The 17,319-nt window shown below is 56.6% G+C and carries 10 protein-coding genes; 9 read left to right on the forward strand and 1 reads right to left on the reverse strand.

Features of this window, described 5'->3' with window-relative positions:
- Window positions 1–54: 54 nt before the first annotated feature.
- The 6 genes from LOC70_RS10815 to LOC70_RS10840 all read left to right on the forward strand — a co-directional run bounded on the left by LOC70_RS10815 (window position 55) and on the right by LOC70_RS10840 (window position 8,973).
- Entirely contained in the window at window positions 55–1,434 is a 1,380-nt protein-coding gene (locus tag LOC70_RS10815) for a TolC family protein (RefSeq protein ID WP_230253599.1), read from the forward strand.
- 751 nt (window positions 1,435–2,185) lie between these two features.
- On the forward strand, window positions 2,186–3,712 hold the full coding sequence (locus LOC70_RS10820; protein WP_145295145.1) for an efflux RND transporter periplasmic adaptor subunit: 1,527 nt from the start codon (window positions 2,186–2,188) through the stop codon (window positions 3,710–3,712).
- Window positions 3,713–3,751: 39 nt separating this feature from the next.
- Window positions 3,752–7,135 carry an efflux RND transporter permease subunit gene (locus tag LOC70_RS10825; RefSeq protein ID WP_146414940.1) on the forward strand — a complete coding sequence of 1,128 codons (3,384 nt, stop codon included), beginning with the start codon at window positions 3,752–3,754 and terminating at the stop codon, window positions 7,133–7,135.
- A gap of 67 nt (window positions 7,136–7,202) precedes the next feature.
- Window positions 7,203–7,547, forward strand: coding sequence for a hypothetical protein (locus tag LOC70_RS10830; RefSeq protein ID WP_196784629.1), 345 nt, complete (start codon window positions 7,203–7,205; stop codon window positions 7,545–7,547).
- A gap of 102 nt (window positions 7,548–7,649) precedes the next feature.
- Window positions 7,650–8,159, forward strand: coding sequence for a hypothetical protein (locus LOC70_RS10835; protein WP_145295139.1), 510 nt, complete (start codon window positions 7,650–7,652; stop codon window positions 8,157–8,159).
- Window positions 8,160–8,277: 118 nt separating this feature from the next.
- The gene (locus tag LOC70_RS10840; protein ID WP_230253601.1) at window positions 8,278–8,973 is read left to right on the forward strand and encodes an RNA polymerase sigma factor; all 696 of its coding nucleotides are present in this window, start codon (window positions 8,278–8,280) and stop codon (window positions 8,971–8,973) included.
- A 53-nt stretch (window positions 8,974–9,026) separates the two neighbouring features.
- Here LOC70_RS10840 and LOC70_RS10845 read toward each other — a convergent pair whose 3' ends face one another.
- A complete protein-coding gene (locus tag LOC70_RS10845; RefSeq protein ID WP_007326683.1) occupies window positions 9,027–10,697 on the reverse strand; it encodes a TolC family protein in 1,671 nt (556 codons plus the stop codon).
- A gap of 133 nt (window positions 10,698–10,830) precedes the next feature.
- Here LOC70_RS10845 and LOC70_RS10850 point away from each other — a divergent pair, with 133 nt between their 5' ends.
- From LOC70_RS10850 to LOC70_RS10860, 3 genes are all read left to right on the forward strand, one after another.
- A complete protein-coding gene (locus tag LOC70_RS10850) occupies window positions 10,831–11,385 on the forward strand; it encodes a hypothetical protein (RefSeq protein ID WP_196784625.1) in 555 nt (184 codons plus the stop codon).
- A gap of 277 nt (window positions 11,386–11,662) precedes the next feature.
- On the forward strand, window positions 11,663–13,786 hold the full coding sequence (locus LOC70_RS10855) for an efflux RND transporter periplasmic adaptor subunit (RefSeq protein ID WP_145295126.1): 2,124 nt from the start codon (window positions 11,663–11,665) through the stop codon (window positions 13,784–13,786).
- An 11-nt stretch (window positions 13,787–13,797) separates the two neighbouring features.
- On the forward strand, window positions 13,798–17,313 hold the full coding sequence (locus LOC70_RS10860; protein WP_145295124.1) for an efflux RND transporter permease subunit: 3,516 nt from the start codon (window positions 13,798–13,800) through the stop codon (window positions 17,311–17,313).
- The last annotated feature ends 6 nt before the right edge of the window (window positions 17,314–17,319 follow it).

Here is a 17,319-nt window from a genome sequence, read left to right on the forward strand (position 1 = left end):
AGCGAACACGTCTCGGCGACGAACCAAACGCGGGTTGTTGAACCGCCTATCACCGTGCGGACGGTTGCGTTCACGGACGATGACGACTTGCAGGTCAGAGATCTTGGTGAATTGGACGAACTCGACGTCGAGCTTGATGATTTGGATTCGGATGGTGGTGCCTCTGCCAACGATCCCGCGTCTCTACGCGACGCGATGGCTTTGGACGCGGCGAACGAGACGGTTGAAACCGCTCCGTTCATTCAGGACCAGTATTCCTACGGTTTTGAGCAACCCGCCGGACTGACGCTTCAGTCAATTGAGTCGATGGCATTGGGTTCGCATCCGGCCATCGCGGAAGCTCGTGCTCGTGTCGAATCAACTCGCGGGCAATACGTTCAAGCGGGCTTGCCGTTCAATCCGGTGCTGCAATATCAGTCGGATGAGATCGGCAACGAAGATGCCACCGGTCTGCATTCGGTGCAGATGTCTCAGCAGTTCGTTACCGCCAACAAGCTGGGGATTGCTCAACAGGTGCAGGCCCGCGAGATCCAAAAACAGCAAGCTGCGCTGCGAATTGCGGAGCTTCGCGTTTTGACTCGCGTTCGTGCTGCGTTTGCGACAGCCATCGTATCGCAGCGAAGGGCCAACATTGCTGACCAGATTGTCGAGTTGGCTGAGAAGTCGATCGAATCAGTGAATGCCCTGTTGGAAGCCGAAGAGGTTTCCAAAATTGCTTTGTTGCAGGCTCGCGTTGAAGCTGAGCAAGCGCGGATTACGGCGGAGAACGCTCGAACGCAGTTGCAAGCCAACCTGCGGACGCTTGCCGCTGCTGCCGGGATGCAAACACTGCCGCCCGGACCGCTTAGCGGCAACGTGGGTGACGATCTGACCGGCGCGCCGTGGGAAGCATTGCTCGCCGAAATCTCGACCAACAGTCCCGAACTATCGCGGGCCGGATCGGAGCTTGAGCGAGCTAAATGGTCGTTGCAACTTGCCTGTGCCCAAGTGACGCCGAACGTGACGGGAACCGTCGGTGTTGGTGTCGATGCCGCTACGGATGATACGTTCGCGGTCATTGGCGTCAGCGTTCCGCTTCCCATTCGCAACCGCAATCAGGGCAACATACGCAGTGCCCGAGCCGACATCGCCGCAGCGTCGGCAGCGATCCAGAGCACGCAACTCAGCCTAGAAGCCCGGCTCGCCGAAGCCGTCGGCCGCTACCAAGTCGCGTTGGAACGCTACACCCGCTTGCAGGAATCGGTCGTGCCGACCTCGGAGGAAACCTACAAGCTCTCGTTGGAGGCATTTGATGCGGGCGAAACCGATTTCCTACAACTGTTAACAGCACAGCGAACACTCTTCACGACTCAATTGAACGTCCTGGATGCCGCCGGACAAGCCAAGCAGGCTGCTGCGGAAATCGAAGGCCTGTTGGTGACTCTGAGCCTGTGATTTCCCGCGATACCGCCACCAGAAGATGCGTAATCTGACGAAAGTTTGACATTACTATTGGACTGGTATGGTCGTTTCCACCGTATCGACCGATAATACCGTTGTACCGTACCCGAAGGATGTTTTTGTGTCTGTCGTTTGTCGTCTCACTACCGTCGCCGCATTACTGCTGCACCTGATTTTCGGGTGTTCGCTGCATCATGCTGACGCGTGTGGGCACCACGACCATGACGGATGCCAGCACACCTGTTCAGCGGCTGATTCACCAAGTGTCCACGACGATCACGCGTGTGGCCACGATCACGAGCATGATTGCTCGGGTGAAGAAGAGACGGTGGATTCGATCCACAATGCGATCGAGTTAGCGGCTCCGTGTTGTGCCTGCGAGTCGCAACCCTGTGATGGAAACCATCCGGGGTGCCATGGCGTCGTCGAATGCAGTTTTGTGCCTTCAAGTGATGTCGTGTTCATCATTGATGCTCCGTTGGTCGCGTTCGTGACTTATGAGCACGATCCGATGCTGAGCTTCATTAGTTCGCTATCGGCCCGTCATTTGAATCAGCGGTCGCCGCAGGTTGCGACGGACTCTCTCTCCCATTGTGCTTCTCTCTGCACGTGGATCATTTGAATTGAAGATTGTTGATTGAAGATTGACGATTTGGAAAGGCGTTTGCGCGTCGCCAGATTGTTGAATCCTTCAGTCCTCTTTTGAAATCTACATTCTTCAATCTCAAATCATCAATGTGTTTGCATGTCCACGCTAAGAGCTTGGCTGGTGCGCCTGCGCGGCCCCGTTTTGACCGTCCTGGCGATGGCAATCGCGATCGTCGTCGGCGCGTTCGCCTTTACCGACTATCCACAACAATTTGGCCTCGTTGCCACTGCAATCGTTGAGTCTGATCCGCACGCGGGTCACGATCACGGTCCAGGTGAACACGATGACCACGGCGACGACGACCATGCCGGACATGATCACGATGGTCACGAAGCGGGTCAGTCGATCGAATTGAGCCAGCAGGCTCGTGCGAACTTGCGGTTGAAGACTGAGGCCGTCACCGTTGGACCGTACACGAGCTACATCGAGGTCCCCGGCATGGTGACGCGCTGGCCCGGTGAAACGCATGTGTCGATCACGTCGCCACTGACGGGCGTCATTAACAAGATCAATATCTCTCGTGGCGAGATGATTAAGAGCGGCGAGCCGTTGTTCACGCTTCGGCTGACGCACCAAGACCTCGTCAATACGCAAGAAGACTTCCTCTCGCAGCTCGGGCAACTGGATGTCGAGGAGCGGGAGATTCAGCGGCTGACTTCGGCGTCCCGTTCGGGCGCGATCGCTGGGAAAACGCGAATAACCCGCGAGTACGAACGCGACAAATTGCAGGCGAAAATCCGTGCGGCGAAGCAGTCAATGTTGCTGCACGGTTTGAGTGAAGACCAAATCGCAAGCATCGAACGCACTCGCACGTTGGTCCGCGAAGTCGTCGTGACGGCCCCCTTGGTCGAAGAAGACAATTCACTGCATCACGAATCGCTGGGCGAAGCGAACAACCGAGTCTCGGGCAACCCGAGTGCAAGATTAGCGGCAATACAACCACCGCCGATGTCGCTGCCTTCGCACAATCACATTGACGCTGAGTTCTTGGTCACAGAACTGAGTGTTCGACGCGGCGAATCTGTTAGCGCCGGTCAGCAGATCGCGCAGCTGTCGAATTACAGCCGCTTGCTAATCGAAGGCCAAGCCTACCAGCGTGACGCAGGTCTGTTGCGAAAGGCTGCCGATTCGGGTGCTGAATTGCAAGCCACGATGACCGGTGCGGGCGACGAAGTCGAAACGATCACGGGATTGAACGTGGTCTACATCGGAAACGAAGTCGGTACTGAATCACGGTCGCTGCCGTTCTATGTCGGACTGACCAATGAGATCGAACGCAGCGAACAGCGTGGCGACAAACGCTACGTCAGTTGGCGATACAAGCCCGGCCAACGGCTAACCGTTCGGCTTCCACAGTCGCAAGTCGCCGACGCGATTGTTGTTCCCAAGGACGCGGTTGCCGAAGAAGGCCCCGAGCGATTCTTGTTCGTCGAGAACGGAGATCACTTTGATCGTGTTCCGGTGGAAGTCATTGCGTCGGACAGCGTCAACGTCGCGATCAAGAACGACGGCCAAGTTTGGCCCGGTCAGACGATCGCCGTTAGCGGTGCTCATCAATTGCAGATGGCGATGAAGAACCAGGCGGGCGGAGCCATTGATCCCCACGCAGGGCACAACCACTGAGTTGTTCGCTTTGCCAAACCAAATCTTTGAGGGATCAAGATGCTAGATAAAATCATTCACTTCTCGCTGAACAATCGACTGATCGTGCTCGCGGTTGCCGCGATCATGCTGGGCGTTGGTGCGTGGCAATCCTTGCAATTGCCGATCGACGTGTTTCCAAACTTGAACCGGCCGCGTGTAGTGGTCATCACAGAAGCGCCGGGGATGGCACCAGAGGAAGTCGAGACACTGATCACGTTTCCGTTGGAGACCACGTTCAATGGTGCCAGCGGCGTTGAGGCAGTCCGCAGCAGCAGCGGCATCGGTCTGTCGGTGATCTATGTCGAGTTCGAGTGGGACACGGACATCTACAACGACCGACAAGTCGTCAATGAACGTTTGCAACTTGCCGCTGAGCAATTGCCCGACGGCGTGAAACCAACACTCGCACCCATCTCGTCAATCATGGGACAGATTCTCATGTACGGCATGTGGAGTGAAGGCGGCAAAACCGAGCCGATGGAGGTTCGCACGCTGGCCGATTGGGTCGTCCGTCAACGATTGCTGACGATCCCCGGCGTGTCACAAGTCTTTTCAATGGGCGGCGGCCGGATGCAGTACCAAGTGCTGGTGAATCCGGACTTGCTGCGTGAATTCGGACTGACGATGGACGATGTCCACACCGCTGTCAGTGAGTCCAATCTGAACGCGACCGGTGGTTATCTGGATCAGCGTGGTGCGAACGAGTTGCTGGTTCGAGGACTCGGGCGAATCACGAGCCTCGCCGACCTGAAAGAGATTGCGATCACACTTCGGGACGGTCGCCCGATCACTTTGGGCGACGTGGCCAAAGTCGTCGAAGGCCCGCAAGTCATGCGTGGCGATTCGTCCGCGTATCTACGCACTGATGATGGGACGGTCGAAGGCGGCCCCGCAGTTGTTCTCACCATCAACAAGCAACCCGGCAGCGACACTCGCGCCGTCGATCAAGCGATTGCCGAAGCGCTCGAAGAGTTGAAGGTGTCCCTGCCGGATGACATCCGAATCGCCAACGTCTATTCGCAGCGTTCATTCATCGACCGAGCCATCGACAACGTCGTCGAAGCTCTCGCAGACGGCGGCGTGCTGGTCTTGGTGATCCTGTTCCTCTTCTTGCTGAATTTTCGCACGACGTTCATCACGCTCACCGCAATTCCTCTGTCGATCATCGCAACCGCGTGCGTTTTCGCCGCTTTCGGTCTGTCGATCAACACCATGACGCTCGGCGGGTTAGCGGTTGCCATCGGGGAACTGGTCGACGATGCGATTGTAGACGTGGAAAACATCTTCCGCCGGTTGAAAGAGAACCGCCACTGCGATTCCCCCCGACCGACACTCGCCGTGGTTTACGACGCCAGCATCGAGGTGCGCAGCAGCGTGGTCTACGGGACGGCGATTGTCGTTCTGGTGTTCATCCCGCTGTTTGCTCTCGAAGGTATGGAAGGCAAGCTCTTTGTGCCGTTGGCGATGGGATATGTCGTCTCGCTGATCGCGTCACTGGGCGTCTCGCTAACCGTCACGCCGGTACTGGCATCGTTACTGTTGGTCGGCCGGCGCGTCTGGCAAATCGTGGTACCGATTCTTGCTTTTGGGATCGCCGCGTTAACGATGTACTGGGTCGTCCCGCGTGCGATTCACATTCTCCATTTGCCGTTTGAACTGCCAGGCAATCCGCTGTGGTGGTCGCTCGTCCTGACGCCAGTGGTTTGGGTTCTGATTCAAGTGACCGAACGACTGCTCGGCGGTCCCGAAGCCGAGGAAGGCCGGTTGCTGGAGGGACTGAAGGGCGTTGCCGGTTTGGCGATTAACTTCAGCACCAAATTCGCCGGTCCCGTGCTGGGAGTCGCGGCCGTCATGGTGACGTTCGCGTTGTTCGCGGTTTCGCAATTAGAACGTGACTTCTTGCCGCCTTTTAACGAGGGAGCCGTTCAGGTCAACGCGTTGCTTGCACCGGGCACATCGCTGGCGACGAGCAACCAGATCGGGCAGAGCGTGCAAGAGGAGTTGATGAACATCGAATCGGTCAAGTCCGTCGCACGTCGAACGGGCCGAGCGGAGCTTGACGAACATGCCGAAGGCGTCAACGTAACCGAGTTGTTCTTGGAGATCGCTGACGACGCGGATCGCGAAGGCACGATCCAGCAGATTCGCGAAACGATGGAGGACATTCCGGGCGTGGTGTCCAGCACCGAGCAACCGCTGGCGCACCTGATCAGTCACATGATCTCGGGCGTCAAAGCGCAAATCGGCATCAAACTGTTCGGCGACGATCTGGACGTGCTGCGGACCAAGGCGGAAGAGATGAAACGACGCATCGCGGACGTGCCGGGCTTGGCCGACGTGATGATCGAACAGCAGACCAACATTCCACAGCTTCGCATCGAGCTGAATCGCAAAGCGCTAACGCAGAACGGGCTGCGACCGGCCAACGTCATGGAGTTGGTCGAGACGGCGATGAACGGGCAAGTAATTAGCCAAGTTCTGCTCGGCCAACGCACGTTTGATCTGATGCTACGAATGGATGAACCGTACCGCGAGGACGTCACCAAACTCAAGCGTCTTGCCGTCCCACTTCCCGATGGAGGCACGTTGCCGCTTGAGGCGGTGGCGAACATCTACGAAAGCGGCGGGCCGAACATGATCAAGCGAGAACAGGTACGGCGTCGAATCGTGTTGCAAGCCAACGTCTCCGAGCGAGGCGTCGTGGACGTTGTCAGCGACATCAAAACGCGACTGGCTGATTTGGAATTGGAGCCGGGTTACTTCATCGAATACGGCGGCCAATTTGAAAGCCAGCAATCGGCAACGCGTCGATTGATGATTCTTTCGGGCGTCGCGTTGCTAGGCATGTTCTTGGTGCTTTACACGTTGTTTGGCAACGTCAACTTCTCGATGCAGGTGTTGGTTGCGTTGCCGACGGCGTTCATCGGAGCGGTCGCGGCACTCGTCATCACGGATCAAAACCTAACGGTCGCAGCGATGGTCGGTTTCATCTCGTTGTGCGGCATTGCCAGTCGCAACGGCATCCTGCTGCTGAACCACTACATCCACTTGGTCGAACACGAAGGCGAATCGTGGACGGGTGAGATGGTGCGTCGCGCGGGCCAAGAACGGATGGCTCCAGTGCTGATGACGGCACTGACGTCCGGCATCGGTTTGCTTCCGCTCGCACTCGCCGCGGGCGAACCCGGCAAAGAGATTTTGTATCCCATCGCCACCGTGATCGTTGGCGGATTGTTGACCAGCACGTTGGCGGAGTTCTTCGTTCGACCGGCGTTGTTTTGGACGATCGGTGTCGGCGCGGGCCAGCAGATTGTTCGCGATCACGCGGGAGACATAGGAGATGAGAAATCGGGCATGGGGAGTGAACACCTCAGTCCTGAACCTGAATTGGTCACAAGTTAGTTGTTTGTTCCGGTGCGTTGCCGGAGTGATGTTTTCTGTTTGAGAAGGTTTCCACGGAGGATTTGAAATGTTGAATTTACGGATGTTTGCAGTCGCGGCTTTGGTCGCATCGATTTCGTTGGGTGGCATGTTGGCGAAGGCCGCTGAGCCGAACACGGCTGCCAAAGAACTGGTGTCGTATCGCTTGGAGAAGTGGAAGACCACACACAGCGAAGGCGAGAAGGCGGACAAGTTGGTCGGCACACTGAAGAAACTTCGCTGCGAAGTCAAAGTCGGCTCGCACGGCGGACACATGGACGTCAACTACCGCTGTCCAAAGTGGCAGCAGATGGCGTTGAAAAGCCACGAAGAAGCTCACCAGTGGGAAGCATGGTTAAAGAAGCTCGGCTTCGAGACCAAACACGCTCACTAAGAATCGCGGAATTGGGAATGGGGGATAGGGAACTTCGTTCTATCCCCCATTCCATTCCCTGACTTTCATCCGCTCATCCCCATCCTCTCATCGGTATCCAAAATGAAAATTCATCTATTCGCTCTGACCCTCGCTTGCTTCACTCTTCTCGGATGTTCAAAGAAGGACGTGCAGGTCTCCGAAGCTCCGGAAGCATCTGGCCCTGTCGAGATAGACGAAATGCCACCGATGATTGAGATGGATGGGCATCCCGAGCACGGACCCCACGGCGGCGAGTTGGTCGAACTAGGCAAAGAAGCGTTCCACATCGAAATGATGCACGGCACCGGAGCGGTCGCCATGTATGTCCTTGATGGTTCGGCAACGCAGCCGGTCGCGATCGAAGCCGAAAAGCTAACGGTCAGCCTAAAGCATGATGGCAAAGTGAAGTCGTTCGAGCTTCCCGCCGACCCGCAAGGCGAAGACGCAGCTGGCAAGTCGTCACGATTCGCTTCGACCAATGCCGAAATGGACCAGTGGCTCGAAGCCGAGGCCGAAGGTGCGGTCATCGTGCAAATCGAAGGCAAATCCTACACAGGCAAGATTTCGCATGATCACGATCATGACCACTAAGAACGTGAAATCCACAACTGATAATTGACCAATTGAGCATTAAACAATTTGCTCCAGTCGTGTGCGGTGTCTCACCGTAGACGGCAAGGCTCCCGACCCATCATACGACTAGCCCTCGTTGGGTCGGGAGCCGCTTTTCGTAATAGACAAAAGACGACGAAATCATGATAGACAACAAGAGCCGCTCTCAAGTCAATGCAATCCTGCCCGGCGACCAGCCGCATTGGTACCCCCGGTGGGTATTGGTATAACTTCTTCAATGGGCCAGCCCGATGAACGCAAATCGACCGAAACGATCGCCTCCGAGACAATCGCCGCTGCGATATCTGGAGATCGTTCTGCGTTGCGCTCGATCTACCAGGCGACGTCGGATCGTGTGTTTCGCTTGATGGTTCGGATGGTCGGTCAGCAGGACGCCGATGACTTAACGCAGCAAACTTTCGTCCGAGCGTTTACGAAGCTCGATCAATTCAGTGGCGAGTCGAAGTTTGAAACGTGGCTGTATCGACTGGCCACCAACGAGGCATTGCAACATCTGCGCCGCGAGAAACATCGGCGGACCGAAGAACTGGTGGTCGAGCCGACCGCTGACCAAACCGACCACATTGAGCAAGACGAACGAGTCGCGATGGTACGCCAGGCACTCGATCAACTCGATCCGGAACTACGGGCGATCTTCACGCTCAAAGAAGAGAGCGGTCTGTCATACCAAGAGATCGCCCAGACGCTAGACATCCCCGAAGGTACTGTTGGATCGAGGTTGAACCGGGCACGGCGTGAATTGCGGAGGTTGATAGATGGGAGTCGGGAGTGAGGGAGGAGCGAGTTGTGTTCTCCCTTCTCCTTCACCCCCAACACCCCTACTTCTTATTGAGGGCAACCTACAGTGCGATCCAACTGGGCGATCGTGCCGGCTAGCGTAGCGTCGATGCGGGCGAGTTGGGTCTCGAACATTAAGAGCTCGCGGTAGGTTTCTATCAGCGTGAAGAAGTCCGTGCGTTTGCCACGGTAGTCGGCGATCGAAAGTTCAAGTGTGCCTTCGGTGCGGGGAATGATGCGGTTTTCATAGATATCGCGTTGTTCCGCCAATGCGTCGGCTTGAACGATCAGGCGACGGATCTTTCCGTAGAGTTCGTCGCGTTCGGCTTCGAGGCGACGGGTGGTGCTGCTGCGTCGGTGAGCGGCTTCGCGGATGCCGGCGTTAATCTTTTCCCGCCAGATCGGCAGCGTCGTCCCAAAGCTGATGCTCAGGTTGTCGTTCCCGTTGGCGACAGGACTGATCACATCGTGACCGTCGCTGATCAATCCCCAGCTGAGGCCGACATTGAAGTCAGGATACTGCTGCAAACACGCCAAGCGTTCCTTGTCGCGGTCGCGTTGAATTTCCCACGCAAGACCCCGCAGTTTTGGATTGCATTGTTCGGCCAACGCGATCAATTCTTCAATTTGCTGGGGCGTGTCAGTGATACCGAGTTCATCCGTTGCTTCGGGAAGCAAGTCAACAGGTTGTTGCAGCAGCGTTGCGAGGTCGGCTTGGGCGACTTGCTTTTGTCTGCGAAGCGTGATGAGTTGTTCGTCGAGGCGATCGGTTTCAAGCTGAGCGCGCAGCACGTCTTGTTGCGAACCACCGCTGCGGTAGCGGGCTTCGGCAACGTCAGTCAAGTCAGCGACGAGGTCTTTGGTTTCCTCGATGATCGCGATCGCACGTGTGGCAAACCAGACTTCGTAGTATGCCAGTCGTACGGACTCAGTGATCTCGCGAGCGATTCCGTCGACTTCGGTTTGAGCGATCTGGACTTCGCGACTCGCAATGATGGCTTTCGTTTTTAGCTTGTCGGGAAACGGGACTTTCTGGTTAACCGACATCTGATTTCCGACACGACCGCCTGCGGTTTGCAACGCGTTGTCATGGAACGGCCAGAACGTGTTGTTGAACGTTGGGTCGGGAAGTGCTTTGGCTTGCGGGATGACGTTTGATGCGGCGGCGACTCGCTGTCGTGCGGCAAGGATTTTCGGGTGCCGCGATAGTGCTTCGTTGACGAAGAACTCGACTGGGGCGGTGGGGGAGCTGGGAGTGGGGGAGTCTGGGAGAGGGGGAGTCTGGGAGTCGGTGTTTCGAACTTCATCTTCATCGCTCTCCCCATCTCCCTGACTCCCCCTCTCCCCATCTTCTTCAGGTGGATCCAATTGCAGGAAGTCGCTGAAGCTGCGGCTCGATACATCTGCCTCTTCGCTGTCCAATCCCAGCTCACCGTCGTTGTCTTGTGGCAGCGTGAACGCGGCGGGCGAGGCGACGACCATGCCATCGTTGAAGCCAGCCAATTGCACTGGCGTTTCGACAGATCGATAGGCAATTGCCTCCGGCCGCGTGTTCGTTGAGACTGTTTCAGCGGCGACGAATGAGGTCGCTTTTTGGGTGTCCGAGGCAATTTGGACGCCTCTTTGGGTCGCACAACCGGACATGGAGGCGGCGATCAGTGCACCAAGCAATATTCGCTTGGTTTGTTTCGTAGCAGGTGTCCAATATTGCCGATCCATGGCATTTCCGTCCTGTTCCGTTACACTGAAGAAGTCAAAGTTTGCCTAACCGGGTGATTCCTATTGAACTTTTCGGCCAGATTTCCGATACAGTTCACATACCGGGCATGGGTATCTATTTCGGAAGGCCATAGTGAACAACTTCCCCCTAATTCGCACCGCCGTTAATCTTTGTCTGATCGCTGCAATGGTGATTCAGCCGATGGCGTTGGTGGCTGCGCAGGGAACATGTGCTCAAGGTCAGTGCTGCGAGGCCGAGACGGTCTGCCACGCTTGCAAATGCTGTGAAGTGAAAACGGACGGCGAACTGTGCGGTTGCTGTAGCGGCAATGAAGAAGACGCCAGCAGTTGCTGCACGAAGAAAGGCGAACAATCAAAGCACGACGACCTGTTCGGTGAAATTTCTGATGTCGTGCCCGAGCCACCGAAATCCGACGACGAGAAATTGGTTCAAGACCAATTTGCGTTGTCATCGTGCATGTGTGGCATTCGATCAGAACCGCTAGCACCGGCACCACATCGCGTACCTGTTCCTCAGGTTCGTGATTTGGTCGTGATTGCGTACTTGGATCACGTTGCATCCGAGGCTGGACTTTCAATTCGTCCAGATCAACTGATGTCACGATTGCCGATCGGCGATCACTCACCGCATTTCTCTCAGCGGTTTCTTTGCATCTGGCGCATCTAGCGTCGTCTCGATAGGAGAGCTGCGCGCTCGTAGCTCTTCGTTTTCAAGTTGGCTTTCACGCGAATGATGCTGCGCGCTCGTTCCGAATGAAGTCTATCCAGATGCAATCCCTACGCGATTTGATCGCGTCACCAAAACAATGAACCGGTCACAGCCTGGAGGCGATGACTGGTCGATGATGCGATCCCCTCCGTCGCGTCGTCGGCCAGTCACCTCTTGAGCTGACGTTCGTGGATGGAACCACAAACGCGTGCCGGAAAACGCCGCGAGAACTGTCATGAATCAGGACGAACCAATCGAACCCAACAAAGCCGACGTTGACGATAAAGTCAGCAGCGTGGATACGGATGCGCCGACCGATAGCGAGCCAGTGGAAGCGGTGGCCGAAGAAACGACCACGCCTATTGAAGCCAAGCCGACCCCACCGCAAAGTGATGGCGGGATGAAGTGGCTGGTGCGCACTGCTGTGCAAGCATCAACGGTCGTCGTCGTAGTCGGACTCGTATTTTTTCTGCTCGGTGTCGCACAGCGAACGAAGTGGCTGACTGCGGATGGCTTTTCCGGGGGCCAAGGCGAATCCGTTGCAGAATCCGGCGGTGGCGAAGACAAGCGATACATCTGTCCAATGATGTGTACGCCACCGTCGACGGAACCCGGACGGTGTCCCGTGTGTGCGATGGAACTGGTTGAAGCAACTGGAGGTGGAGGCGGCGACGGCATCTCGGTCACGATTGAATCATCGGCGCGACGATTGGTCGGCATTCGAACCGCGATGTCAAAGATGGGTGAAGTCAATCGCACCATTCGCACGATCGGCTCGATCGACTACGACGAAAGCCAACTATCGACTATCAGTGCCTACATCGACGGCCGCTTGGAAAAGATGTACGCGAACTATGCCGGAGTGAAGGTCAAGGAAGGCGATGATCTGGCATTGATCTACAGCCCGCAGCTCTACACCGCTCAAACCGAATTCATCACCAGCATGAACAGCGATGGCAAGATTGGTCGCTTTCAAATCTCTGGCGGCGATTTGAACAAGATGGCACGGGAAAATTTGACGGAACTGGGGATGACGGAAAGTCAGATCGAGCAGTTGGGGAAGTCGGGTAAACCAATGTCGCGCATCCGCATCAAGTCACCGCAGAGAGGAACCGTGATCGAAAAGTCAGCGGTTGAGGGCGACTACGTGAAAACGGGAGACAAGCTTTACCGTGTAGCCGACCTAAGCAGTGTTTGGCTGATGCTTGATCTGTTCCCCGACGACGCATCGGCTGTTCGTTTCGGCCAACAAGTTGAAGCGGAAATTCAGTCGATGCCGGGCGAAGTATTCACGGGCCGCGTCGCTTTCATTGACCCCACCGTGAACCCGAAGACGCGAACGGTTCGCGTCCGTGTCGAGATCATGAACTTCGACGGCAAGCTGCGACCGGGCGACTATGCCACTGCTCGGGTGACCGTGCCGGCGATCCCAATGGACCAAGTTTACGATCCGGCACTGGCGAACAAATTCATCAGCCCGATGCACCCGCAAGTCATCCGCGACGAACCCGGTAAGTGTCCGCTTTGTGACATGGATTTGGTGCCGACGTCGCAGCTTGGGTTCGCATCAGAACCCTTGCCGATGCAACAAGTCGTGACCGTTCCGCGCGATGCCGTGCTTCTGGCTGGTGAAAACAGCGTGATCTACGTCGAAACCGAACCGGGACGTTTTGAGATTCGCCGAGTTGCGGTCGGTCCCATGAATCGCAAAGAAGCGGTGATTGTGGAAGGACTTTCGGCTGGTGAGACGGTTGCGACGGGCGGCAATTTCCTGATCGACTCACAAATGCAGCTCGCCGGCAATCCTTCGTTGATGGACCCGACGAAAGCACCGAGCTATTCGCCGGGACCGCTGGAACTTCCCAATACTACTCCTGTCATGCTGGCCAGCGACGCTGGCAAAACGCTTGATCGAACCTACGACGCGTACTTTGAAATCCAATGCGCAATGGCGGCCGACCAAACGCCTCCGCCCGTTGCGTTGAATACGCTGATCGAAGGTCTCCGCGAACTGGAAATGTTGGCCAATGTTCCCGATGAAGCTCAACGGCGGTTCGCAACTGCTCGCCGCGCGGCGTCACGCATGGACGGTTCGTTAGAAACGGCTCGCGAGGCCTATCGCGGTGTCAGTCACGCAATGTTGCGAGCGGCCACGGTGGCTCGCGGGCCGAAGACGGCTGTGAAGTTGACGCACTATTACTGCCCGATGGTTCCCGGCGGCGGTGGCGACTGGATGCAGCCCGGCGGCGACTTGCAGAACCCATATTGGGGCAGCGAGATGCTGACGTGCGGCGAAGTAGTTCGTGATATGGCAATGCCCGCGGGCATGGTTCCCTCAATCGCGCGCACGGTGCAATAAGGAGACGAACCATGCTTAATCTAATCATTCGCTTCTGCGTTAAAGAACCTTGGCTGGTGGTATTGCTGACCATTGGTCTAAGCGTCGCTGGCTGGGTCAGCTTCAAGTCGATTCCGATCGACGCGATTCCCAACATTGGCGAGAACCAAGTCATCGTGTTGACGCCTTGGCCGGGTCGCTCGCCAAAGGACATCGAAGACCAAGTCACCTATCCGCTGAGCGTTTCGTTGCTCGCTGTTCCCGGTGCGGAATCGGTGCGTGGCAAGAGCATGTTCGGCTACAGCTTTGTGCAGGTCACGTTCAAGGACGAAATTGACTTTTACTGGGCACGCAGCCGAGTTTCTGAGCAACTCGGCAGTGCCGCGTCACAGTTGCCCGATGGCGTCGTGCCACAACTTGGCCCGGACGCGACCGGATTGGGACAGGTTTACTACTACACGCTTCAGCCACCCGAGGAAGGCATGGGGCTGGCGGAACTTCGCAGCATGCAAGACTTCGTTGTGAAGTACGAATTGCAGGCGGTCGAAGGGGTCAGCGAGGTCGCGTCGATCGGCGGTTACGTGCGCCAGTATCAAATCGAAGTCGATCCCGACAAGCTTCGCTTTCACAACGTATCGCTCGACAAGTTGGCGATGGCGATCAAGGGATCGAATTTGGACGTCGGTGCTAAGACAGTCGAAACGACCGGCATGGAGTTCATCGTCCGCAGCAAGGGGTTCCTCGGCTCTGGCGGTGACAAAGACAAAGCGGTTGAGGACATCGAGGACACCGTCATCATGCAGCGTGACGGAGTTCCCGTTCGCGTCCGCGACATTGCCAATGTGCAGATTGGCCCTGATTTTCGTCGCGGTGCATTGGATTACAACGGAGCCGAAGCAGTTGGCGGCGTGGTCGTGATGCGATACGGCGAAAATCCTCGAGTCGTCATCGACCGCGTGAAAGCCAAGATCGCCGCGATAACGCCATCGCTACAAGGAGTGACCATTCATGGCGTCTACGATCGCAGCGGACTGATCGACGAGACGATGGCGACGCTGACACATGCGTTACGCGACGAGATCATCATCACGGCGATCATCATCCTCTTGTTTCTATTGCACATCCGCAGCAGTTTCGTTGTCGCGATCTGTTTGCCGGCAGCCGTGCTGATGTCGTTCATCGCGATGCGGTTCGTCGGCGTCGGAGCGAACATCATGTCGCTGGCGGGGATCGCGATCGCGATCGGCACGATGGTCGACATGGCGATCATTGTTTCGGAGAACATCTACCAGCATCTTTCGGATTGGGAGTCTGGTAGCGAAGAGGCTCGGATCAAACAACCTCGCACGGAAGTCGTCTACGAGGCAACGGTTGAAGTCGCACCGGCCGTCGTGACCGCCGTGGCGACAACCATTGTCAGTTTCTTGCCGGTCTTCTTTTTGACCGGTCGCGATTACAAGCTGTTCTCTCCGCTGGCTTACACCAAGACATTTGCGATTGCTGCGGCGATGATCACCGCCGTCACGATTGTGCCGGCACTGTGCCGTTTGATGCTGCGAAGCAATGTGCGTCGCAAGAGTGCGGCTTTGCTCGCTGGCGTTTCGCTGGCCGGACTTCTCGGTGTGGCTTCGCATTTCCTTTGGGGGTCACGACTCGCAGAGCGATTCGGCTTGGAAACCTGGATCGTGACCACCGTCGCCGCAGTGATCGGATTCATTGCCGGTTGGCAATTGCTGCGAGAGCGGATTCGGCCAATCGAAGAGATTCCTTCCAGTCGCTTCGTTCGTTGGATTTACGCAGCCCGATTGCGATACGCCCTGAACCACAAAGCGGTTGCGCTTTCGTTTCCGTTGATGCTGTTGATCATCGGCGTGGGTGCCTACGTCGGAATGCCAACCGTGCTCCGTCCGGTCGAAAAGTTCGCCAACTTGTTCGGTGCCGATCTGAATGACTTTCCCGGCTACGTCGATGCCAAGCATGTTTTTACGGGGTTGCAGAGCGACGACTGGATCGCCCTAGACGAAGGAAGCTGGTTCTACATGCCGACGCTGTACCCGGCAGCCAGTTTCTCGCAAGCGATGCAAGTGTTGCAGACGCAAGATGTTTTGATCGGCCAGATTCCCGAAGTCAAAGATGTGCTTGGCAAGATCGGTCGCGTCGAATCGGCACTCGACCCCGCGCCGGCCGCGATGGTCGAAACCTATGTGATGCTCAAACCCGAAAGCGAGTGGCGAGAAGGCGTCACGGCTCGCGACGTGTGGGACGAAATCAACCGAGTCGCCACGTTGCCCGGTGTCACGCCCGCGTCGGCGTTACAACCGATCGAGGGCCGAGTCGTGATGTTGCAGTCTGGCATCAAGGCACCGATGGCCATTCGAGTTTACGGCAACGAACTCGACGAGTTGGCTGACGCGGCCATGAATGTCTCCGCTGAGCTGAAGAAGTCGCCGCTGATCAACGCCGGCACCGTCAATCCCGATATCGTGCTTGGCAAACCCTACGTCGAGTTCACCGTCGATCGTGAGGCGGCATCGCGGTACGGGATGAGTTCGTCGATGGTGAACCAAGTCATCGAGACCGCACTCGGCGGGATGAATTTAATCAAGACCGTTGAAGGACGTGAGCGTTATCCAGTGCGGCTCCGTTACAACCGCGACCTCCGCGAACAGATCGACGGCCTGAAACGCTTACCCGTCGTCACACATTCGGGGGCGGTCGTACCGCTCGAAGAACTCGCGACGCTGGAAACGACTTGGGGGCCGGGTGCAATCAACAGTGAGAATGGCCGACTGGTCGCTCACGTTTCTTTCATGACCAATGGCAGCAAGGGCGATTTGGAATCCGTCTCCGCGATCGAAGAACAGCTCCGCGAGGCTCAGTCGCTGCCTCCGTCGGACCCGAATCGGTTATCGCTGCCAGCGGGATACTCTCTCGAGGCCGTTGGTAGCTTCCGAAATCAGATCGAAGCCAACAGGCGTTTGATGTGGATCATTCCGATGGTGATCTGCATCAATCTGATGTTGCTTTACATGGAGTTCCGAAACCTCTCGATTTCGTTGGCCGTGTTCTCCGGTATCCCCGTCGCCTTCGCTGGTGGCATGATTGCAGTGGCAACGATGGGCGTCGAACTCAATACGGCAGTATGGGTTGGCTTCATCGCGTTGTTCGGACTAGCCGTCGACGATGGCGTGGTGATGGCGACCTACATCCATCAACTGCTGAAGAAACGTAAAGTCGAAACGGTCGAAGATATCCGCAACACAGTCTACGAAGCTGGACTGAAACGCATTCGACCTTGCATGATGACAACGGTGACGACGCTTGCCGCGTTGATTCCAGTGTTAATTGCGACAGGCCGTGGTGCTGACGTCGCCCGAGCGATGGCGATTCCCGTGTTCGGTGGCATGTTAGCTGAACCGTTCACGTCGTTTATTGTGCCGACGCTCTATTGCGGCTACCTGGAATTGAAAATGCGTTTCGGATTTCAAGACGAGCTTTGGGAAGGCACCGAAGCGATGCCGGAGGAGGAACTCATGAAAGCGGCATAAAACTTT

It is taken from the genome of Rhodopirellula halodulae (genome assembly GCF_020966775.1).
GTDB lineage: Bacteria > Planctomycetota > Planctomycetia > Pirellulales > Pirellulaceae > Rhodopirellula > Rhodopirellula halodulae.